The sequence below is a fragment of the Geobacillus sp. WSUCF-018B genome (assembly GCF_002809985.1).
Taxonomy (GTDB): Bacteria; Bacillota; Bacilli; order Bacillales; family Anoxybacillaceae; genus Geobacillus; species Geobacillus thermophilus.
The window spans coordinates 1-21,963 of record NZ_PIJF01000052.1 but is presented as its reverse complement, the minus strand read 5'-3'; the positions used below and the strand labels follow the sequence as shown (position 1 = coordinate 21,963).

The window sequence follows — 21,963 nt, the reverse complement described above, 5'->3', positions numbered from 1 at the left end:
ATCAACGGCCACTTCCGCCACACCAGCGAGACGCTCGCGCACGCGCTCCGCCCACTCGACCGACCCGCGCGCCGGATAAACCACTTCATACAGCTCGCGCGGAAACCCGGAAAAATCATAAATCATGTCATACGTCCCCTCAACCGCCGAAACCGTCGGTTGGCGCGTCATCCAATGCGCTGTAAAGATGACGACCGCCTGCGGGCGAATTCCTTCCCCAAGCTTTTTCAAAAACGCCGTGTACGCATTGTCTTCGATTGCCAACATCGGCGAACCGTGGGCGAGAAATAGGGCGGGGGGTCTCATCGTTCCATTCCTCCCTTGAGTCATATTGACAGATCAACACTTTGCGGCCTGATGCCGCCTCTAGAAGGTTGGTGAAAAACCACTGTTTGACTTGATCGATGATTGAACGCGCGAACATAGAGGCTGATGCAACAAGTTTTTTCTACTTGAGAACCGATTTCCAGAAGCGGTTGCGCAAGTAAATCACCAACCTCCTAGAGAGCTGGTGAAAAATTTGTTTTTTGCTTGAACCGGTGGCAGTTCATCAGAAAGGGGGACAGATCTGACAAGGCTTCCCTAATTGAAAAAAATAATGGGGATGAGCCGCCTTTTTCATTCCTCGTCGGCCTTTCTAGACGATTCGACGAAAAACGGTGTATGGGCCGCTTCCCTTGCCAATCCCCTTACCCTTAGTGTAGCATAAGCATCCTTTGCCATTCTATGCACTTGCAAAACTTTTCCTTGTCCATTTAACCTTTTAAAACAGCAAAAAATCAGTTATAATATACCCGTCTGACACGCCATAAACGGTATGCATCAACAAACATGACTAGAGCCTGCCCCCAGTTCACTGGCAACCAAACAATGAACATATTCTCAAACTGGCCGCGCGTTTGATCGGTTGCACAGCGCCAAAGGCAAGGAGCGGTCTCGTTTCGATGTTTTTCCTCAAAAAACCAGGAACGGATCAAACAATCGGAATTCTCGACGTCTCGAGGGGATGGAGTCTCTCCCCTAGCCGTCCCAGCGCTTAGGTGTACATTCTTATCATGGCCCCGTAGCTCAGTGGATAGAGCGTCGGTTTCCTAAACCGTGCGTCGGAGGTTCGAATCCTCTCGGGGCCGCTAGTGAAAACCCTTGCGATGCGGGGGTTTTTTCTTTATCTCCCGCCATATTCGCCGTAGCTCACCCCGATCGAGCGTTTGCGGAAATGGCGGAAAGATCCTGTCATGGCGAATGTATTTCATAAAGAACGAAACGATATCATGCAAGCCTTTGATCGATGGCTTATATCCATGAACATCCGGAGAAGGTGCTGCAGCGCTTGGGGGATGGGGCGTGATGAGAAGTCCACTCTTCATGTTGCATGTATATACATAAAGAACGCCTGCTCGTGACGAAAGAAGCGGCTCTCTCACTAGTTCAGAGAGCCGCTTTTTTAGTAGAATAGAAGAAAAATAGAAACGAAGAATAACATTTCTATACGAAGGAGTTATTCCCATGTCATTGCACGATCTTTTCCGCCAAGTGATGGCCATTTACGAACAAGAAAAACGCGAAAAACTGTCAAAAGAGCGACGGTCGTTTCAGCTGGTGACACGAGCGATTCCAGAGGCGTTGAAAACATTGCCTTTCTTACCGCCTGACCGGTATATGGTGAAAGGGTCTGTCGGTCAAGGGGTGTGGACCGACGTGCCGTGGGTGGCGGTGATGGATCAAGAGGTGACGGATTCGACGCAGCGAGGGTATTATATCGTCTACTTATTCAGTGAAGATAGGCGCCGGCTCTATTTGACGCTCGCCCAAGGAGTGACGGAGACGCCGAGAGACGAAATGGAGCGGGTGAAGCGGGACATCCGCCAACTCATTCCCGCCGGAGAGCGCGTGCGGACCGATGATGACATCCGTCTTGGCGAAAGCAAACGGGCGAAAGACTACGAACGGTCGGTGGCGGCGTATATCGCCTATTCGTTTGACGATCTGCCATCCGATGAACAACTCGCGCGCGACCTCGAAACGATGATCGGTTATTACCGACAGTATGTGGAGCGAACAGAACCGATGGCACCGCCCGAGCAGGCCCTTTCCTATCGGGAGGCGGTTGAGCATATTCATTCATACATATCCGCCAAAGGGTTTTACTATACGAAAGAGGAAGTGACCAACCTCTTTCTATCGTTAAAAACAAAACCGTTTGTCATCTTGTCCGGCATTTCCGGAACCGGGAAAACAAAAATTGTTCAATGGCTCGCCGAGAGCGTCGGCGCGACGGAAGACAACGGTCGCTTCACCTTAATTCCCGTCCGCCCGGACTGGAATGACGGCTCCGATTTGCTTGGCTATGTCGACATTAAAGGCGATTTCAAGCCCGGGCCGCTCACCAACGTCATCATCGAAGCGGGGAAGCATCCGGACAAGCCGTATTTCGTCGTGTTGGATGAGATGAACCTCGCCCGCGTTGAGCATTATTTCAGCGATGTCTTAAGCGTCATGGAAAGCCGCCGCTGGGAAGACGGGCGCATCACCTCGTCACGGTTGCTGCCGAGAGAAACAGCAGGGTGCGATCTTTTTCTCCCGCCGAACGTCTACATCATCGGCACGGTCAACATGGACGAGACGACCCACCCCTTCAGCAAAAAAGTGCTCGACCGGGCGAACACGATTGAATTCAACCGCGTCCAGCTCGACCATCTCGATTTTTTGCGCGACTTGCCGACCGTCGCGCCCCTGTCAGTCGGACAGGAGCTGTTCGCGGCGCGGTATTTGCATTTGAAAGATGTATATGCCGATTATCCAAAGCTGGTAGAAGACGCGACGAAACAGCTCGTGGAGATCAACCGCATCCTTGAGCCGCTCGGGGCGCACATCGGCTACCGCGTCCGTGATGAAATTTGTTTCTACCTTGCGTATAACGAAGAAGGAAAGCTGATGGAATTTGACAAGGCGTTCGACTATTGCCTGATGCAAAAAATGTTGCCGCGCCTTTCAGGAAGCGACGTGCGGCTCGAAACAGCGCTCAAGCAGCTGTTTGTCCTGTGCGCCGGTTTTGAACCGGACGGTGAATACAGCGGCGTGCTTGATGTTTCGTATGCCCGTTATCCAAAAAGTGCGGGGAAAATTTGGCAGATGCTGCGGAGGTTGGAGGACGATGGCTTCACTTCGTTCTGGCTCGGGGCGTGACGACTATGAGCTCGTCCATATCGAAACGAAACAGCTCACGCTCGTAATCAAAGGAAAGCCGTACCATGAACAATACGAAGGGCTTAAGCAGTACCGCCGCCTCGATTTCCACGAGACGATGGAGTTTTTCGCAAGCGGCGAAGGGGTGCGAAACGTCAAGCTGTTTGACGTGGACGCGGGGGCGCTTGTCTACTGGTCGGGCGGCCACCGCCCGATTTTCTTTGAAAACGGCATCTATCAGCTGCTTGTCGTTCCGAAAACCGACCGGGTGCTCTCCTTTTACCATGAGTCGCCAGCGCTGAGAAACGCCATCAGCCGTGTTGACATCGGCGGACAGGCGGTGTTGATGGGAAATCTCCATTTCCCGAATGAAGTCGGGCTGTCGACATTCGAAATCCGCGACGGCAGCCGTTCCATTTTGGACGTGACGATCGAAATTTTCCCGACGAAATTGACCTACAAACAAGACTACCAGCGACTGCTTGATGAAGTGAGCGAAGAAATTTACAACTTGGCGTTTCACTTTATCAAGCGCACGTACCAGCGGGCGAAGGCGAAGCGCAGCGGCGCGCCGTCCCGAAGTGAATTTTTCCGGCTTATGGAGGCGCATATCGGCGATTTTTTGCAGGCCATTCGCCATATCGAGCGGCAGCCGCACCATCAACTGTCGACCGTCCATGTGAGGGTGCGCGGCGACCAGCTCGGCCGTTTGGATGCGGCAGGACGGAATGATTTGCGCAAGCGGCCGCATGTGTTCCGCGATGTCAAACGCGGCATCGACATTGGAAGTCGAACCGTCATGCCGCAATCGGGGCTCAAAGCGAAACAAGAACTGACGTACGACACGCTCGAAAACCGGTTCGTCAAATGGATGATGACGCGCCTTGTCGAGAAGCTGCGCGATTTGTTCGAACACGTGCAAGGGAAACAAAAGCGGTACGAAACAGAACCGGATCCGGATTTGCTGGAGCGCATCCAATCGATGATCCGCGCGCTCGAAACTCGGCTTCGTCACTCCTTTTGGCAGCCGATCGGGCGGCTTGACCGCTCTGTTGCGAGCCTCGTCCTGCAAATGGCGCCTGGCTACCGCGACGCCTATCAGCTGTTTCTCCTCATCACCCGCGGCCTCGCCTTGCAGGGAACGCTGTACCGAATGTCCGTCAAAGACGTGGCGACGTTGTACGAGTACTGGACGTTTCTAAAACTCGGGCAGCTTCTCGGGAAAAAATACAGACTCATCAGTCAAAACGTCATCCAAGTGAACCGCTTGGGGCTGTTCGTCCATCTCGACAAAACCCGCTCCGCCAAGCAAGTGTACGAACATCCGCACACGGGCGAGCGAATCACGCTCACGTACCAGCTGTACGAAGGGAGGCTGCCGACCGTCCCGCAAATGCCCGACACGGTTTTGGCGATTGAAAAGAAGGGAAAAGACTATACGTTCAACTACATTTTCGATGCCAAATACCGCCTCGATTTCGCCGTTTCCGGCAGCGCGTATGAAAAACGGTACGGAATGCCAGGCCCGATGGAAGACGACATCAACACGATGCACCGCTACTGCGATTCGCTTGTCGCCCGCCGCGGCGGCCCGTATGAGCGCACCGCCTTTGGCGCCTACGTGCTGTTCCCGTGGCATGACGAAGACAGCTACCAAGCGCACCCGCTGTACAAAAGCATCAACGACGTCAACATCGGCGGTCTGCCGTTTTTGCCGAACGCCACCCGTCTCGTCGAGCAGTTCATCGAGCGGTTGATCGAAAACAATCCTGAAGAACTGCAACACGAAGGCATTTTGCCGCAAGGGATCATCGAAGAATGGCGGTCGGCGTTCGACGAGCATGTGCTTGTCGGCATGGTGCCAAGCGCGCGGCATTACGAAGCCTACGTGAAGCACCGCTTCTACCACATCCCAGTCAAGCAGCTGAAAAAAGGCTGGCAAAACGCGCGCTACATCGCCCTTTACCCGAAACAAGGAGCCGCCCCGCAAAACGGGGTCACGTGCTTTGGCAAAATCACCGCCGTGAACATCGTCAAACGCTCGGCCATCGCCGAACTGCCAAAACGAAGCGATGACGAATACGTTCGCTTCGAAGTCGAACGCTGGCACTTTCTCCAACACGTCATCCGCCCCGTCGGCTACGGCATCGCCGTCTATGCGATGACGACGCTCAACACGCTCAAGCAGGCGAAAGAACTGCCGGAACTGTTCATGAAATCAAGCGACGAAATCGCCCTTTGGCGTATCCTGCGGCGGCTGTCCGACCGCATCCGCTTCGACCTGGACGCCCGCTACTTGGATCAGGCGTCCAAAATCACCGCATACCGCGTCAAAAACGTGTCCATCCGCCTGGAAAGCGGCCGTCTCATCATCACAAACGGCGCAAAGCACAAAACAATCCCCGCCGACCTGCTCCGCAGGCAGCCGTCGGCCGTGTTTCGCGAAGTGGTGGGGATGATGGGGGAGGGGTGCGACCAGAAAATGAACCTTGAAAAGTCAACTTTGCGATGACATTGCACACCTCAAGCATTGTAGCATTTCCTCTGGGCGTTTATGAATATCGCTTTTACGGAAGCAAACGTTTTGATCCAAGTGACGATTGCGACGATGAAGATACATTTGAATCAACGACAGTTGGGCAGAAACAAAACAGAAAATGGCGGCATATTGTTTTGGCAGTTTGGTTGGATCTGTAGTAAAATGAAAGTGCTCTTGCATGGGGGATTCCTCCTTTCGAATGATGGGTCACACTTTCATTCTACAGGAGATCTGCCAGCAAGGGCTATTTTTATACTTGATCAAGTTTATCTAGCACCATGGGTAAGGGGATAGTATGAGTGAAAAAATTTTTTGTAGAGGTTTTGTGGGCGTTTGTCATGTTCACGTTTTCTCTCTCTTTGTTTAGTGATTTTGCCTTTGTCATTGCCATTTTACCGTTTGCGGCATTGGCTATTTTTCTTATATGCGCAGTGACAGAAGTGTTTGTTTCTTATTTTGAGAGAAGATGGGGAGTGAAGTGGGGTTGGACAGTTGTTTTAGGAATTGCAATGGTTACGTCGCTTCCTTTTTATCCGTCTGTTGTCTTTATGATTCCCATTTATATTGGGGCAATGGGGTATTATGCAGGGAGGCGACTATTTACTAAATTTTGTAGGATGCAAGGAAAAGCGTAATCACTCACTTTTTGCACCCTCCCGACGAAAATCGGGAGGATTTTTTGCGCTCATCGTCGATGCCGTTTTTGTCGAACGCCACCCGCCTCGTCGAGCAGTTCATCGAGCGGCTGATCGAAAACAATTTTGGCATGTTTTTCTGGAATGTTTTAGCGACTGTAGATGAGCCAATTCACCAACATAAAATGACAACCAAACAAAAAGGAGACATGAACCGGATTCCTTGGGTAAATATAGATGTGCTCAAAACCTATTCGCACAAGGGCGTTCATGTCTCATAAATCGTTGAGCACATCACCTAGGAATTGACATCTTCACGTTAGGGTTGCCGTCGCTGCTGTCCAAACCGGTCATCAAGCCTCTCGTTCATATCGTCGATGTCTTGACCGGCGAAAGACCGGCCGAAGATGGATGAATACCGCGTTCGCCACATTCGGGGGGATGAAACGGTATGGGGCGGCGGTGCTTCCCGACTGCATGTACAGCATCGCCGAATCTCAACAACCCTCTTTTCGCCGAACGGGAACAGCTTCGATCGCAGAAAGGCCGCAGCGTCGTCGAGTTCATTGATGACGCCGCGATATTCCCGTTGGTGTGATCAAAAAACAGCTCCGTATCGTATAAGGGGGTCCTGCTTGTCTTTCTAACAATAGAAATTACTGTAACGAAAAAGGCTCATCTACAGTTATAAATGATTGCATGTAAGTAGCATAAATGCTATCATTGTGTATAATGATTGGTAAAGGGTAGAGGATATTGTTTGAGGTAATATACACAGGAAATGTAAAGGAATTTGAAAATCATCTACTGAGTAAAGCCGAGCAAGAACTTAGACAAAAAGGTCGTCCGGGTATATGGTGTCATGTTGCTGATGTATATGCCAGGCAACTTACGATTATTCAACATCATCCATATCCTTCTGATCCAGAGGACAACAGCTTTCCGGATGATATCACCCCTCCGTCATTGAAACATCTTCGCATGAATACTCGTTATGATCATTTTTACAGATGGGGTATAAGAGGTGGAAGAACTGGAAATCACAGAATTATATTTGCGATTCACAATTTTTCAAAAGTCATATTGCTTCATTATTTTGACAAGCAGTATAACGGAGCGATAAGACGAGAGGATATTGTGCCGGCTGAATCAGCATATGAACGTTATTGCGCTTTCGACCCTTGCCTTTATTAATGGACTGGGAGGGAAAAACAATGAGTGATTTTTTTAAGAAATATGCAGCCATTCGAGGCGAGCAACATGTTCAAAAACTTCGATTGGAAGGAACGATAGCTGCACAGATTAAAACAAGACGAAAACAGCTGAATATGTCTCAACAGGAACTGGCAGATCGCATTGGAGTTCCAAAATCCACGATTGGGAGAATTGAATCGGGGCTTACAAGTCCTAGGGTAGAGACGCTTTTTAAAATTTCGCAGGCATTGAATACTCCTTTTATCATTGATGGTACAAGCAGACAGGATCATAACCTGAATGTTCGGGTTTAGCGCATAATAGGGAAATCGATGAGTTCTTTGATCAACTGAGAGTACATGTGAATTTTCCTCCGATGATTTGGCTCGGTCTCCTTTACCATACGGGAAAATTCGCATTTTTTGTATCCTCTATTTTCCCAATGCGCACCTATCTTGCCGTAAATGATCAAGTACAACTTGTGGTGAAGAGCCGGAAAAGCTTAATCACTCACTTTTTGCACCCTCCCGACGAAAATCGGGAGGATTTTTTTGCGCCCATCGTTGATGGAGAGGCTGGATGTCTTGCTCCTTGACGTCGAATTCGATCAACTCGTTCCTAGATCGAAACAGAGCCCTCGTTCTTAAGCAGTGTCTATGATAATCAATCTATAGTTTCGACAAATTTCAACAACATCCTACCAGTTGTTTTCGTAAAATAAAACCATAAAGAAAAGGGACAAGGAGCCATTGGTGCATGAAGACAAAAGGGATGATTGACAACAGACAAAACGGCCTAGTCGGCGATGCGTTGAAAGCGCATATCACAAAAGGCAGCAAACTATCGATTGCAGCGGCCCATTTTACGTTATATGCGTTTGCAGAGTTGAAAAAAGAACTGGCGCAAATCGATGAATTCCGTTTTATTTTCACAGAGCCTGCCTTTGTGCGCGGTGATCGTTCATTCAATGAATGGATGAAGAAAAACGAAGCGGCGCTGTATGGAGTAGAAGAAGAACGAAAATACAAAATCGAACTTAACCAAGCATACATAGCAAGGGAACTGGCGAAATGGCTGAAACAGAAAGCAAGGGTGAAATCGGTCGTCAATCAGCGCATTCAAGGCAGCATATATCATGTGCGAAATGAGGACGGGTCACAAATCGGCTTGATCGGCGGGGCGCCGTTTTCCAGTCCGGGGCTCGGCTACAGCAGCTCCCCCCATTTTTATTTTGCTCATATGATGGATGATCGAGATTCCAGCGCCCAGTTGCTTCGCCAGTTTGAGTCGATTTGGCAAGATGAACAGGCGCTGCAAGATGTGAAAGAGGAAATGTTGCGGCGTTTGGAAGTCATGTATCAAGAACATCCGCCAGAGTTTATTTACTTTGTCACACTTTATTACTTATTCAAAGATTTTTTAAAAGAAGCGACAAACTACGAAACGTTGCAGACGAGAACCGGTTTCCAACATACGGTGATTTGGAACAAACTTTATGACTTTCAGCGCGATGGGGTCCTTGGGGCTATCAATAAAATTGAAACGTACGGGGGCTGCATTATCGCCGACAGTGTTGGGCTCGGAAAAACGTTCGAAGCGTTGGCGGTGATTAAATATTATGAACTGCGCAATCACCGCGTTCTTGTGTTGGCGCCGAAAAAATTGCGGGAAAACTGGGCCATTTACCGTTTAAATGATAAGCGAAACATTTTAGCCGCAGACCGCTTTTCGTATGACTTGCTCAACCATACCGATTTATCGCGCGAACGCGGCTACAGCGGCGATATTAATTTGGAACATGTGAACTGGGGAAATTATGATTTAGTTGTTATCGACGAATCGCATAACTTTCGCAACAACGATCCGCGCTATGACCGGGTGACGAGATACTCCCGCTTGATGAACGATATCATGAAAGCAGGGGTGAAAACGAAGGTATTGATGCTTTCCGCCACCCCCGTCAACAACAAGCTGGATGACTTGAAAAATCAAATTGCCTTTATTACAGAAGGAAACGACAAGGCATTGGCGGAAACAGCGAACATCAAAAGCATCAGCCAGACGATTCGGCGCGCCCAGTCGCAGTTTAACAAATGGAGCCAGCTTCCCGAAGAAGAGCGGACGACCGAGCGGTTGTTGGATATGCTCGATTGGGATTATTTTGCTTTGCTTGATTCGCTGACAATCGCCCGTTCGCGCCGCCATATTGAAAAATATTACAACGTGGACGCTATCGGGCCGTTTCCGACGCGTCTAAAGCCGATCAATCTGAAAGAAAAAATCGACAGCAAAGATGAGTTTCCGCCGCTTGAGAAAATCAACAACGACATTTTGCGGCTTCGCATGGCGGTCTATTCGCCGATGCAATACGTGCTGCCGCACAAAAGAGCGGACTATAGCGAAAAATACGACACAAAGGTCGCAAACGGCCGAGTGTTTAAGCAAACCGACCGCGAGCACAACCTTGTTTATTTAATGAAGTCGAATTTGCTGAAGCGGTTGGAGAGCAGCGTTCATTCGTTTTCTTTGACATTGCAAAACATCATCCAACAAATCGACGAACATCTCGAGAAAATCGACCGTTGCGATGGAAGTTCTGGGACAATTGGCGAGATGGACGAGATCGATGCGGAAGATCCGGAATTGGAAGAGGCGTTGATTGGCTCGAAAGTCAAAATCTTTTTGAAAGACATGGATTTGATCCGTTGGAAACAAGATTTGCTATACGACCGGGAGATTTTGCTGAGGCTGCTTCACCAAGCGCGGAACGTAACGCCGGATCGCGATCAGAAGCTGTTGGCGTTGAAACGATTGATTGAACAGAAAATCAAGCACCCCATTAACGAACAGAACAAAAAGCTGCTCATTTTCACCGCTTTTGCCGATACGGCAAACTACTTATACGAGAATTTGCATCAATGGGTGCGAAACCAATTTGGCTTGCACTGCGCGGTTGTGACGGGCGCTGATCGGCCGAAAACGACATTGAAGATGAAGAAAGTCGATTTCAACCATGTGTTGATGAACTTTTCGCCCGTCTCGAAAGAGCGCGATAAAGTGATGCCAGAAATGAAGGACGAAATCGACATTCTCATTGCCACCGACTGTATTTCCGAAGGGCAGAACTTGCAAGACTGCGATTATCTCGTCAACTATGACATCCATTGGAATCCGGTCCGCATCATCCAGCGGTTCGGCCGCATCGACCGGATCGGCAGCAAAAACAAACAGATCCAGCTCGTAAACTTCTGGCCATCGATCGAGCTTGATGAGTACATTCAACTTGTCAATCGGGTCAAAGGCCGAATGACCATTTTAGATATTTCAGCGACTGGTGAAGAAAACGTCATTGCCGACAACAGCAATGAAATGAACGACTTGGAATACCGCCGCAAGCAACTGGAAAAATTGCAAAATGAGGTCATTGATTTAGAGGATATTTCCGGAAATATCTCGCTGACGGATTTTACTCTTGACGACTTCCGGATGGATTTGTTGAATTTCATGAAGGAACATAAAGAAGAGCTCGAGCGGGCGCCGTTTGGACTGTTCAGCATTACCGCCAATCAAAATGAAACACTGAAAGACGAAATTCAGCCAGGCGTCATTTTCTGCCTAAAACAAACGGCGCCGATGGCATCTGCGCATGAACAAAACGCGCTTCATCCGTATTACTTAGTGTATGTTCGGGAAGACGGCACGGTGTTGTATAACCATGTCCACGTAAAGAAAGTGTTGGATTTATACCGGTCGCTTTGCAACGGCAAAAAAGACGTCGAATGGGGCTTGTACAAGGCGTTTTACCAAGAGACGAAAAACGGAAAAGACATGGGGCGATACAAGGCGCTGCTGGAAAAAGCGGTGGAAGAGATCGTCGGCAAAATCGATCAGCAACTAACATTGAACATATTTAGCCTTGGGAACTTGGACAGCTTAGTCACGAACGCCAACACGAGTTTGCAAGATTTTGAGATCGTTTCGTATTTGATCATTAAAGGGTGAGGATCATGGCTGCATCCGCGTTTTATGCTACAATAGGACTGGACGAGCGCGTCCGCCCGTTGCATAAAAAGCTCGACAAAAAAATGTTTTACGACTATGCGGATTTGACGAAAAAAGAAAAGGACTATATGACGAAAGACATCGAGCGGATCGAGTTGACATACTTGTTGACCTCAGGGATCATCAATATTCAACCGTTCGTCAACGACGACTACCATTACGAAGGGGTTATGTTTATCACCGTTCGGCTGCGCCCGGAATCGAAGGATGCGCATGTTTCCGTGATCGGGGAAATCATCCAAAAAACAGTGCCCAATCCGGTTGTGATCGTGTTTGAAAAAGAAGGAAACGTTCGAATTGGAACATGCCGCAAGCGGCTGAACAAAAACGACCGGACTAAAGTCGTAGCGGAAGAATGGGCGTATACGCCGTGGTTTTCACTCGATCATGCTGACGAGACGGTCAAGCAGTTTCTTCGCGCCGTCCATATGACGAAGCTGTCGTTTGCCAACTTTTTTCGGTTTTATCAAGACATCCATCTGGCAGTGCAGGCGTTCCAGCACGCCAAAGCGATCGGCGCCTTTTACATCGCCGCTGATGAACAATCCAAACAGCTCGTCGCGCAAATTGAACAGGTGGAGATCGAAATCGCCAAATGGAAAAATGAAATGAAAAAAGAAACGCAGTTTAATCGAAAAGTCGAATACCATCTAAAAATTCAGCAGCTGACCAAACAAATCGAACAATGGAAGCAACAATTGCGCGGAAAGGAGCAGCACGATGGAGAAACTGGACGGAAAATCGCTCGACCTTGTCAAAACAAACATTGAAACGTTAAAGCAGCTATTCCCGGAAGTTGTCACGGAGGGGAAAATCGATTTTGACAAATTGAAGCTTGTTCTCGGCGAAGAGATTGAAACGCGCAACGAAAAGTACGAATTCACCTGGCACGGCAAAACACAAGCGATGAAACTCGCCCAAACGCCGTCCACTGGCACCTTGCGGCCGGACAAAGCGTCAAGCAAAAACTGGGAGACAACGGAGAACTTGTATATTGAAGGCGACAACTTGGAAGTGCTGAAATTGCTGCAAAAATCGTATTTTGGCAAAATCAAAATGATCTACATCGACCCGCCGTACAATACGGGGAAAGACTTTGTGTACAAAGACGACTTTCGCGACAATATCCGAAATTACAAAGAAATCACGCAGCAAACGACTAAGGCAAATACGGAGACAAACGGGCGCTACCATACCGATTGGTTGAATATGATGTACCCGCGGTTGAAGTTGGCGAGGAATTTGTTAACAGAAGATGGTGTGATTTTTATAAGTATAGATGATAAAGAAGTCGCTAATTTAAAAAAAGTACTTGATGAAATATTTGGGGAAGATAATTTTATTGCCTCAATCACGAGAAATACAAACAGTTCTAAAAATCAGTCCCTATTTGTCTCTGTAAGCCATGATTATTGCCTAATTTATGCACGTAATATAGATGTATTGTCTGAAAAACATTCTGAAAATAAGTGGTCTGTTCCCAAAAATAATATAGAGGAATATAAAAGGAAAATTGAAGAATTAAAAAATATGGGGCTCAGTAATGAAGAAATAACGGAAGAGTTAAAACAGCTCACTAAGTATCCGAGGTTTATAGATTTTGTTAACTACTGGTATATAGATGAAAAGGGAGTATATCGTAAAGATAACTTAGGTGGTGTAAGAAATGGAAATATGACTCCTATCATCAATCCTTTAACTGGCAAAGAGGATCCTGTTCCACCTGGGGGATTCAGATATAGTCCTGAAAAACTTGAGGAACTTATTAGGGATAATAGAATACATTTTCATACGGACGGGAGTTTACCAACAATAAAAAGATATTTAGATGAAAACCTTACTCAAAGACCTAAATCGATTATGTCGGATGATCAAAGGCCTGATTTTGCACTATTGAGAGAGTTTAATACACCATTTGATAATCCTAAACAGCTTGCTTTCATAAAACGAATATTGAGTGTAGGCGATGATGATTCCATTATTATGGATTTCTTCTCCGGCTCTGCTACCACTGCTCATGCGGTAATGCAGTTAAACGCTGAAGACGGCGGCAATCGCAAATTTATTATGGTGCAATTGCCAGAAAAAACGGATGAAACATCAGAAGCGTATAAAGCGGGATATAAAAACATTTGCGAAATCGGCAAGGAACGCATCCGCCGTGCTGGTGAAAAGATCGTTCAAGAAACGGGAAAGACCGATTTGGACATCGGCTTTAAAGTGTTTAAGCTCGATTCTTCCAATATTAAAGAATGGGATCCGGATTTTGAAAACCTCGAGCGAAACCTTTTTGACTTGCAAAACAACATTAAAGAAGATCGGACGAAAGAAGATTTGTTGTATGAGATTTTGCTGAAAATCGGGCTGCCGTTGACGGTGCCGATTGTGGAAATCGACTGCGGCGGCAAAACGATTTACAACGTCGCCTATGGTTCCGCACTCATTTGCTTGGAAGACGAAATCGATCTTGACCTTGTTCAGGAGATGTTGAAACACCGCTCTGAGCATATGCCGCCGAAAGTCATTTTTAAAGAATCCGGCTTTATGAGCGACGCGGTGAAAACGAATGCCTTGCAAACATTGAAAAAGCACGGCATCACGGATGTGAGGAGTGTATAACCGATGAAGCTGAAGTTTCACGCGGATTTGGACTACCAACGGCGCGCGATTGAGTCGGTGGTGCATATTTTCAAAGGACAGGAACTGAGTCAGTCGAACTTCACCGTTTCGTACGGCCCTGATGCGGGAATGCTTCAAACGGACTTAGGCGTCGGGAATCGGCTTGACCTGACGCCTGAGGAAATTTTAAAAAACGTCCAAGACATCCAGGTGAGAAACGGACTGCCACGCAGCGAACGGCTCGATGGCATGCATTTTACGATTGAAATGGAGACCGGAACAGGAAAGACGTACGTATATTTGCGGACGATTTATGAGCTCCATAAACATTATGGGTTTACAAAATTTGTTATCGTCGTCCCGTCAGTGGCAATTCGTGAAGGGGTGTATAAAACACTGCAAATCACCCGCGACCATTTTGAAGAACTGTACGACCGCACGCCGGTTGAGTACTTTATTTACGACTCGCAGAAGCTTGATCAAGTCCGCAATTTTGCGACGGCGACAACGATTCAAATCATGATCATCAATATCGATGCGTTCCGCAAAAGCTTTGAAGATCCAGAAAAAGAAGATAAAGCGAACGTCATTCATCGGCCGAACGACCGTTTGAACGGCTATCGCCCAATCGAATTTATTCAACAGACGAACCCGATTGTTATTATCGATGAACCGCAAAGCGTCGATACGACGCCGAAATCAAAAGAAGCGATCGCCTCGCTCAATCCGCTTTGCACACTGCGCTACTCGGCGACGCATGTGGATAAATACAATATGATATATCGCCTCGATGCGGTCGATGCGTACAATCAAAAGCTTGTGAAAAAAATTGAGGTCATGTCTGTCCGGTCCGAACCGTCGTTCAATGTGCCATACATCAAGCTCGTTGAGGTGAAAGAGCGAAAAGCGAAAATTGAGCTCGATGTCGAATCGCGCGGAAAGGTGAAGCGAACGACGAAAACGGTCAAATACGGCGATGACTTGTATGACGTTTCGGGGGAGCGCGAACTGTACCGCGGCTATATCGTCGAGCAAATCGATTGGACGGAAGGAAATGAAGCGGTTGAAATCAACGGCGATCGACTCAGGGTGGGCGACGCAATCGGGGATGTCGATGACGATGCCATCAAGCGGTATCAAATCCGCAAAACGATTGAAGAGCATTTAAATAAAGAATTGTGGCTTCGCCCGCGCGGGATTAAAGTGCTCAGCTTGTTCTTTATCGACAAAGTTGCCCATTACCGCGACTATGATCAAGAAGGCCAGCCGGTAAAAGGAAAATATGCGATCATGTTTGAGGAAGAGTATCGGAACTTAATGCAAAAGCCGAAATACCGTCCCCTCTGGGAAGATCCGGGCATTGACCAAGATATCGAGAAGGTGCATAACGGATATTTTGCCCAAGATAAAAGAGGACGGTTGAAAGATACAAAAGGAAATACAGAGGCGGATACGGATGTATACAACCTTATTATGAGAGACAAAGAACGGCTGCTCAGCCTCGATGAGCCGCTCCGCTTCATTTTCTCCCATTCCGCGCTCCGTGAAGGATGGGACAACCCGAACGTCTTCCAAATTTGCACGTTGAAAGACTCCTCCGGCACGTACGTATCGAGGCGCCAGGAAATCGGGCGCGGATTGCGGTTGGCTGTCGATCAAAACGGAGAGCGGGTGCATGACGATCATGTCAACATATTAACGGTGATGGCGAATGAGTCGTATGAAGAATTCGTCGCTACGTTGCAAAAAGAGATTGAAGAGGATACGGGCATTCGGTTCGGCAAAATTGAAAAGCATGTCTTTGCGAAACTCATCTATTTGGACGAGGCGACGGACGAGCCGGTGCAAATGGGTTATGATTTATCATTGAAGCTGTATGAGGAATTAAAACAAAACGGCTATATTGACAAACAGGGCAAAGCAACGGAAAAGCTCAAGCAGGCCATTGAAGACTACGACCTCCGTTTAGGCGACGAATTCCAGCCGTGGCGGTCGTCCATCGTGAAAGAGATCAAACGGCACTTGCAAGCATTGCCGATCAAAGATGGGACGAAAAAGAAAAAAGTCCATGTCAATATGGCGGTTCTCAATCAAGAAGAGTTTCGGCAATTGTGGGACAAAATCAAATACAAAACCGTCTATTCGGTCGATTTTGACAGCGAACAGCTCATTGACTTGTGCATCGCCGCCATTCAGGAAATGAAGCCCATTGAAAAAATCCGCATTGTCAGCCGGAAAGGACGGGTTGAGATCGACCATGTGACAGGCGTACAGGCTCAGGTGGTCAGCGAAAAAGTCGAGGATTACGTGAGCTTGCACCATACGCTTCCGGATGTCATCACGGAGCTGCAAAACCGGACGAATTTAACGCGGAAGACGATCGTGCGCATTTTGACCGGCTGCAAACGGCTCGATGATTTCAAAAACAATCCGCAGAAGTTTATTGAAGAAGTGGCAAACATCATCCAGCGCCAAATGAGGCTGTTGCTGAAAGATGGCGTGAAATATTACAAAATTGGTGATGATGCGTATTACGCGGTCGAACTGTTCCAAAACGAAGAGCTGCTCGCCTATTTGAACGACAACGCCATCCCGAGCGAAAAATCGCCGTTTGACCATATCCTTTACGATTCCGATGTGGAAGAGCGGTTCGCCAAACGTTTTGAACACGATGAGAACGTAAAAGTGTACGTCAAACTGCCAAGCTGGTTTAAAATAGACACCCCGATCGGTTCCTACAATCCCGACTGGGCGCTTGTCATCGAAAAGGATGGAGAGGAAAAACTGTACTTCGTCCTCGAGACGAAAGGACAGGAATGGGAGGACGAACTGCGTCCCGGTGAAGCAGCGAAAATTGCCTTCGCCCGCAAACACTTCCAAGCCATCGGAACAGACGTGGAATTCATCGGACCGGAGAATGATGTCGAGCGGTTTATGTTACGAGCCTTAAGCCGTTGAAGGTGGGGACAAAACAGAAGCCAAGCGGGCTTCTGCTTTGTCTTAGCATCACATTATGAATCGACCCGGTTGAATGCAAAATCTTTGAGACATCCAAGAGCACATTCCCGAGCAGCAACAGGGCGCTAGTGTATTGCACACTTAGAGAAATAGGAGTTGATAAAAAATGAGCTTCAAAGCGGAAGCGTTGCGAGTTTTCATCGCTTCGCCATCGGAGGCAGAAAAAGGAGCGGCACCGCACCGCTCTTTTTGTATTTTTTTGCTGGTCGACAAAGTTCGACGGCAATGTTTTACAAAAATTGACACAATCAAATTGAACGTGTTGCCTATAGTGGGGAGCTGATTCATTGTTTCAGCTCCTGTTTTTGGAAGAATGGTTGCTTCACAGAATGAATCCTTGACACGCAAGGGGAGCAAAGAGGGTTGCACCTATGGACATCCGCATTCGTAAGATCTTGGTCTTCCACCATTGATTGACCGGCTGGGTGCGGTGGATTCTCAATGCCAGCCTCCTGCTGGTGCTGGCGTTCAGTGGCTCACAAAGTCCTTTGTTCTTCCTCTTGTTAAGGTGCGAAATGTGAGTTGGAAAGTCGGTGAGTATATGGCTGCCTAATTACCTTTTGCCTTGGGAAAACTGATGGGTGACCAGCTTTTGATATAAACGATGGGTAGCCAGCAATAATTCATGGTTTCCCTGTCCAGTAATGCGCCCGTCTTCGACAACGAAGATCGTGTCTGCATCGGTGACGGTAGAAAGCCGATGGGCAATAATCAACGTCGTTCGACCTTTCATCACGTTTTTCAGCGCTTCTTGCACTAGGCTTTCTGAGTCGCTGTCCAAGTTAGAAGTGGCTTCATCTAATAGCAGGAGTTTTGGGTTTTTTAAGATGGCTCGAGCAATCGCAATACGTTGTCTCTGCCCTCCTGAAAGCTTGATCCCTCGTTCGCCGACTTCTGTTTCATAGCCATTCGGCAATTTTTGAATAAATTCGTGAGCGTTGGCCAGCCGAGCGGCCTGTTCGACTTCTTCATGCTCAGGCATGCTTTCGAATCCATAACAAATATTTTCTCGAATGGTGCTTGACAAAATGGGAATATCTTGAGAAACGTAGCCAATCGCTTGTCGCCATTTTTGTAAATCGATCTCATGGATAGGTATGTTTCCTAACAAGATTTGTCCCTCGTCTGGCAGATAAAAGCGTTCAATCAGTGAAAAAATGGTGGTTTTTCCGCCGCCGCTGGGGCCAACAAAAGCGTAAATTTTGCCTGGCTCAATGGTAAAATGAATGCCTTTTAGCACCGGTTTATCTTGATGATAAGAAAAGGAAACATGTTTGAACTGCAATGTTTGATTGAAGTCGGGTTCTTTTTGTGAGCCCAGCAGTTCCCGTTGCTCTTGAAAGATTTCATTAATCCGCTCTGTAGCCCCCAATGCTTTTTGAAAGGTGGTGAAAAAGGAAGCTGTAGCAGTGAAAGGCATGACAATTTGAAAAATATAAATGATGATGGCCGCAAGCTCTCCCGCCGTCAAATGCCCAGATGCAACCTGGGCGCCGCCATAACCGACAATGATCACGACAACGAGCATCATGACGGTGGCAATCATCGGTGAGATGACGGCATAGACTTTCGCTTCTTTCAAACCGAAGGTCATTAAATTTTTGATCTCTTGATCTCCTTTTTCTGCTTCCATGTGTTGACCGTTATAAGATTTCACGAGACGGATATCTTGCAAGATCCGGCCAAGATGTCCCGAAAACTTGGCCAGTTCATCTTGCGTGCGCAAAGAAATTTGATGCATCTTTCTTCCCAACGGCATGATGATGAGCATAGCAGCGGGAACGGCCAAAAAGATAAAGAGAGTAATTCGCCAATCAATCATAATCAGTAAAATGATGGAACCGATCACAGAGACGATGCCACTAAAAAATGTGACGAGATGGTTGGAAATAAGCAATTTGATGACTGCTGTATCTTGAGTAATGTGGCTCATCGTTTCCCCCGATTCATAGCGGTCAAAAAAGGAAACAGGCAAATGAAGGATGTGGTTCCATAATCGACTTCGAATCTGGGCTACTAGAGCTTCTCCGGCATACGACATGAGATAAAACGAGATGCCGCCTGCCGCCGTTTGAATGAGAAAAGCAGATAAGAGCCAAAAAATTTGTTGCCACTTCATTCCGCCATGGGCTAAGAGATCAATAAAGTCTTTCGCAAACAGGGGGATGATCAACCCAGCCCCGCTTTCAATCAATCCAAGAATGAGGGCGAAAGCAATGAGCGATTTGTTCAATTTTCCTTGTTTGAGCAAATACCAAAATGGTTTTGGACTGCCTTGTTTCGTTTCGATCCTATTTTTCATATCCACTGTTCTCTCCTTCTTTTGATTCCTTCATATCTATACCCATGTGCTCAAGACGTTGCATGTAGTCATCCATCGCTTGTTCAAGCCACTGCGTCTCTTCTTTGGAAAAGGGGAGGGGACTAAGAACATCCCATTCTTCTTTCCACTCAAAAGAATCCCATTGGTTCTGGTTAAGTAGCTCGGTAATCTTTTCAACGGTCTCCAAGCTCAAAAGACCAAAAGTAGAGCGCAGGAACGTTTCAATCATGTGCTGTACGTCAGGGTGGTCGGCGGGGAGTCCGTACAGTTCGTGAACTTGTTTGACGAATTGGGCATAGGATTTGATCATTTCGTTCTCTTTTTGCTTGAGTTCTTCATTATGGAAGATGGCATCAACCGTTTCTTGGTCTAGGTAATGTGTCATCAATCGTTTTTGATCATCTTCTGTTTGAATGCTGCGGATTAAGCTCATCAAGAGAAGGCTGTCAATTTCTCCTTCTTCCTCTAAAAGGGTGATGGCATATTCAATGGCTTGAATGGATCTTTCTAACTGTCTTCGTTTCTGTTCTAGCATGTTTTTTTCCAGCATCAACGTTTCTTTTAAGGTAAGGTCGTATGTTGGTTGGTGAATATATTGTCGAATCTCTTCCAAGCTAAGCCCAATAAACTTCAAACTCATAATTTTGTGCAATTGAAGAATGTCCTCTTCCGTATAGATTCGATGTCCTGATGACGGATCTTTCGTTGGCTGCAGCAGTCCAATTTCATCATAACACCGCAATGTCCGGATGGATACACCTGTCTTTTTGGCGATTTCGCCGATCGAATACGTCTCCATGACAGTTGTCCTCCTTCTTTCTTTTGCTAGTCTCTCCCTTATCATACACCCTAACGCAACTGGAGGTTCAAGAGGGAATTGCTTAAAGGAAGGCGGATCGCTCTGCCTTTGTGAATGGATTGATACACTGGAGATCATGTTGCACGATATAAAATACCTGAATCCGTGATAAAAACGCGTAACTTGATCAATGTCGGAATTTGACGAAAAAACGATGTAGGAAAATTCCTCCTTTTGTCGAAGTAAGTAGAGAGAAGGAGGATGTAAGGGATTTTGTCGAAAAATATTTTTTGGACACCCCTGAGAGGCCGAAAAGCCTTGATAGATCAACATTTCTAGAGGGAGGAACCTGGATGTCAAAATGGTGGATGATCCGCGCGGGCGATCGCAATGAACTGATTCCGCTTTGGCTGGAAAAGGGCATCGCATCGATCGGTTGGGCGAGATTGGGCGATCCGAAGCGCTTTCGGTCGAAAGAACAGCTGCAGCGAAAGGCGGATGAAGTGTTTGCCGAGTCAAAACCAAAATCGAGAACGAGTTGGGTGAATCAAGTATGGCGGTTTGCCCATGAAATCAAAAAGGGCGATCGAGTGATCACATATTCAAAAGAGAAAAGGGAGTACATTGTTGGAACCGTGACAGAAGAGCATTGTTACGATCCCTCCATCGGGCATCCCTATTATCCGAACATCATCCGGGTAAAATGGGAAAATGCGACAGTTCCAAGGGATTCGCTGTCAGACGGAGCGAAGAACAGTTTAGGTTCGACGCTGACGGTGTTTCGAGTGGACGAATGGGGCGATGAAATCGAGCAGCGTTTACACAGTGAACCCTTCTCAAAACCTCAACATGAAGAGGGGGAAACGGAAGAAATCGTTGAAGACCTTGTTGGAAAAGCGTTGATGATGATCCAAGACAAAGTGGACAAGCTTGATCCGTGGCAAATGCAAGATTTAGTGGCGGGCTTGCTTCAAGCAATGGGGTACAATGTGCAAGTGAGTCCGAAAGGCCCTGACGGCGGTGTGGATGTGCTCGCCTATAAGGACGCGTTTGGCTTTGAAAAACCTGTAATCAAGGTGCAAGTGAAGCATCGCAAAAGCGCCGCCTCGGCCCCGGAAATCCAGCAGCTTCTCGGAGCCAACCCGATTGATGCCAATTGCCTGTTCGTCTCCACAGGTGGTTTTACGTCCCACGCAGAGGCAGTCGCCAAACATAATTCCGTGAAACTGATTGATTTGGAAGAGCTGGTCAACTTGATTGTCCATTGGTATGAGAACATGCCCAGCGATGCGAGAGCGCTGCTTCCGCTGCAGAAAATGTATGTGCCTGAATAAAAGCCGTTTGGGGCCGATTTCCTAGAAGGCCGGTGAAAAAAGTACACCCTGAGGCAGGGATTTAGGGAGCTTATGTCGAAAAAGGAAGAAAAATCGTTGGAATGGAGCGTGAATGGATCATGAAAGCCCCCAAAAACCCTTCGACTCAGCCTCGGCTGTTTCAAGTCATCGACATGGAAGAACTCGTTCCTCCACATCATATCTTGCGCCAAATCAACGAAGCGGTTGACTTTTCCGTCATTCACGATTGGGTG

At 47.5% G+C, this 21,963-nt stretch carries 13 protein-coding genes, 1 tRNA gene and 3 pseudogenes; 13 read left to right on the top strand and 4 right to left on the bottom strand.

Annotation, left to right across the window (positions count from 1 at the left end):
• Window positions 1-306, bottom strand: a 306-nt coding sequence (locus CV944_RS13735; protein WP_145994829.1) for a DODA-type extradiol aromatic ring-opening family dioxygenase, incomplete at its 3' end; no start/stop codon positions are given.
• A gap of 751 nt (window positions 307-1,057) precedes the next feature.
• Between CV944_RS13735 and CV944_RS13730 the strand changes: the two genes are divergently transcribed.
• The 3 genes from CV944_RS13730 (at window position 1,058) to CV944_RS13715 (ending at window position 5,698) form a co-directional block, all read left to right on the top strand.
• Window positions 1,058-1,130, top strand: a tRNA-Arg gene (locus CV944_RS13730).
• Between the two features lie 376 nt (window positions 1,131-1,506).
• Window positions 1,507-3,186 (top strand): MrcB family domain-containing protein, encoded by a 1,680-nt coding sequence (locus CV944_RS13720; RefSeq protein WP_100664360.1) that lies wholly within the window; start codon window positions 1,507-1,509, stop codon window positions 3,184-3,186.
• Window positions 3,155-5,698: a restriction endonuclease-like protein gene (locus CV944_RS13715; RefSeq protein ID WP_100664359.1), complete on the top strand. Its 2,544-nt coding sequence runs from the start codon at window positions 3,155-3,157 to the stop codon at window positions 5,696-5,698. Before CV944_RS13720 ends, CV944_RS13715 begins: the two co-directional genes overlap by 32 nt.
• A 78-nt stretch (window positions 5,699-5,776) precedes the next feature.
• Here CV944_RS13715 and CV944_RS13710 read toward each other — a convergent pair.
• A pseudogene (locus CV944_RS13710) lies at window positions 5,777-5,905 on the bottom strand (IS982 family transposase); the annotation flags it as partial.
• A 119-nt stretch (window positions 5,906-6,024) separates the two neighbouring features.
• Between CV944_RS13710 and CV944_RS13705 the strand changes: the two are divergent.
• The 8 genes and pseudogenes from CV944_RS13705 to CV944_RS13675 all read left to right on the top strand — a co-directional run bounded on the left by CV944_RS13705 (window position 6,025) and on the right by CV944_RS13675 (window position 17,193).
• Window positions 6,025-6,360, top strand: a complete 336-nt coding sequence (locus CV944_RS13705; protein WP_015374508.1) for a hypothetical protein — start codon at window positions 6,025-6,027, stop codon at window positions 6,358-6,360.
• A 389-nt stretch (window positions 6,361-6,749) separates the two neighbouring features.
• Window positions 6,750-6,984 (top strand): annotated as a pseudogene (locus tag CV944_RS18050) (IS701 family transposase); the annotation flags it as partial.
• A 132-nt stretch (window positions 6,985-7,116) separates the two neighbouring features.
• On the top strand, window positions 7,117-7,554 hold the full coding sequence (locus CV944_RS13700; protein WP_233205013.1) for a hypothetical protein: 438 nt from the start codon (window positions 7,117-7,119) through the stop codon (window positions 7,552-7,554).
• 20 nt (window positions 7,555-7,574) lie between these two features.
• Window positions 7,575-7,868 carry a helix-turn-helix domain-containing protein gene (locus CV944_RS13695; RefSeq protein ID WP_023634085.1) on the top strand — a complete coding sequence of 98 codons (294 nt, stop codon included), beginning with the start codon at window positions 7,575-7,577 and terminating at the stop codon, window positions 7,866-7,868.
• 442 nt (window positions 7,869-8,310) lie between these two features.
• On the top strand, window positions 8,311-11,556 hold the full coding sequence (locus CV944_RS13690; RefSeq protein WP_100664357.1) for a helicase-related protein: 3,246 nt from the start codon (window positions 8,311-8,313) through the stop codon (window positions 11,554-11,556).
• Window positions 11,557-11,561: 5 nt separating this feature from the next.
• Window positions 11,562-12,386, top strand: a complete 825-nt coding sequence (locus CV944_RS13685) for a DUF4391 domain-containing protein (protein ID WP_100664356.1) — start codon at window positions 11,562-11,564, stop codon at window positions 12,384-12,386.
• Window positions 12,337-14,235 (top strand): site-specific DNA-methyltransferase, encoded by a 1,899-nt coding sequence (locus CV944_RS13680; protein WP_100664355.1) that lies wholly within the window; start codon window positions 12,337-12,339, stop codon window positions 14,233-14,235. The genes CV944_RS13685 and CV944_RS13680 overlap by 50 nt, the downstream gene beginning before the upstream one ends.
• Before the next feature lie 3 nt (window positions 14,236-14,238).
• Window positions 14,239-17,193 (top strand): type III restriction-modification system endonuclease, encoded by a 2,955-nt coding sequence (locus CV944_RS13675; RefSeq protein WP_100664354.1) that lies wholly within the window; start codon window positions 14,239-14,241, stop codon window positions 17,191-17,193.
• A 613-nt stretch (window positions 17,194-17,806) separates the two neighbouring features.
• Here CV944_RS13675 and CV944_RS13670 read toward each other — a convergent pair.
• Window positions 17,807-19,555, bottom strand: coding sequence for an ABC transporter ATP-binding protein (locus CV944_RS13670; protein ID WP_199170458.1), 1,749 nt, complete (start codon window positions 19,553-19,555; stop codon window positions 17,807-17,809).
• Entirely contained in the window at window positions 19,545-20,375 is an 831-nt protein-coding gene (locus CV944_RS13665; protein WP_158236222.1) for a MerR family transcriptional regulator, read from the bottom strand. The genes CV944_RS13670 and CV944_RS13665 overlap by 11 nt, the downstream gene beginning before the upstream one ends.
• A 353-nt stretch (window positions 20,376-20,728) precedes the next feature.
• On the opposite strand from CV944_RS13665, the gene CV944_RS13660 reads away from it, so the two are divergent.
• Both CV944_RS13660 and CV944_RS13655 read left to right on the top strand, forming a co-directional pair.
• Window positions 20,729-21,709: a restriction endonuclease gene (locus tag CV944_RS13660; protein WP_033008849.1), complete on the top strand. Its 981-nt coding sequence runs from the start codon at window positions 20,729-20,731 to the stop codon at window positions 21,707-21,709.
• Window positions 21,710-21,810: 101 nt separating this feature from the next.
• Window positions 21,811-21,963 (top strand): annotated as a pseudogene (locus CV944_RS13655) (IS5/IS1182 family transposase); the annotation flags it as partial.

Excerpts from the sequence above, each read along its gene's own strand:
- CV944_RS13675 (WP_100664354.1), top strand. The coding sequence starts at position 14,239 with ATGAAGCTGAAGTTTCACGCGGATTTGGACTACCAACGGCGCGCGATT.
- CV944_RS13665 (WP_158236222.1), bottom strand. The coding sequence starts at position 20,375 with ATGGAGACGTATTCGATCGGCGAAATCGCCAAAAAGACAGGTGTATCC.
- CV944_RS13670 (WP_199170458.1), bottom strand. The coding sequence starts at position 19,555 with ATGAAAAATAGGATCGAAACGAAACAAGGCAGTCCAAAACCATTTTGG.
- CV944_RS13720 (WP_100664360.1), top strand. The coding sequence starts at position 1,507 with ATGTCATTGCACGATCTTTTCCGCCAAGTGATGGCCATTTACGAACAA.
- CV944_RS13715 (WP_100664359.1), top strand. The coding sequence starts at position 3,155 with ATGGCTTCACTTCGTTCTGGCTCGGGGCGTGACGACTATGAGCTCGTC.
- CV944_RS13685 (WP_100664356.1), top strand. The coding sequence starts at position 11,562 with ATGGCTGCATCCGCGTTTTATGCTACAATAGGACTGGACGAGCGCGTC.
- CV944_RS13680 (WP_100664355.1), top strand. The coding sequence starts at position 12,337 with ATGGAGAAACTGGACGGAAAATCGCTCGACCTTGTCAAAACAAACATT.
- CV944_RS13660 (WP_033008849.1), top strand. The coding sequence starts at position 20,729 with ATGTCAAAATGGTGGATGATCCGCGCGGGCGATCGCAATGAACTGATT.
- CV944_RS13690 (WP_100664357.1), top strand. The coding sequence starts at position 8,311 with ATGAAGACAAAAGGGATGATTGACAACAGACAAAACGGCCTAGTCGGC.
- CV944_RS13695 (WP_023634085.1), top strand. The coding sequence starts at position 7,575 with ATGAGTGATTTTTTTAAGAAATATGCAGCCATTCGAGGCGAGCAACAT.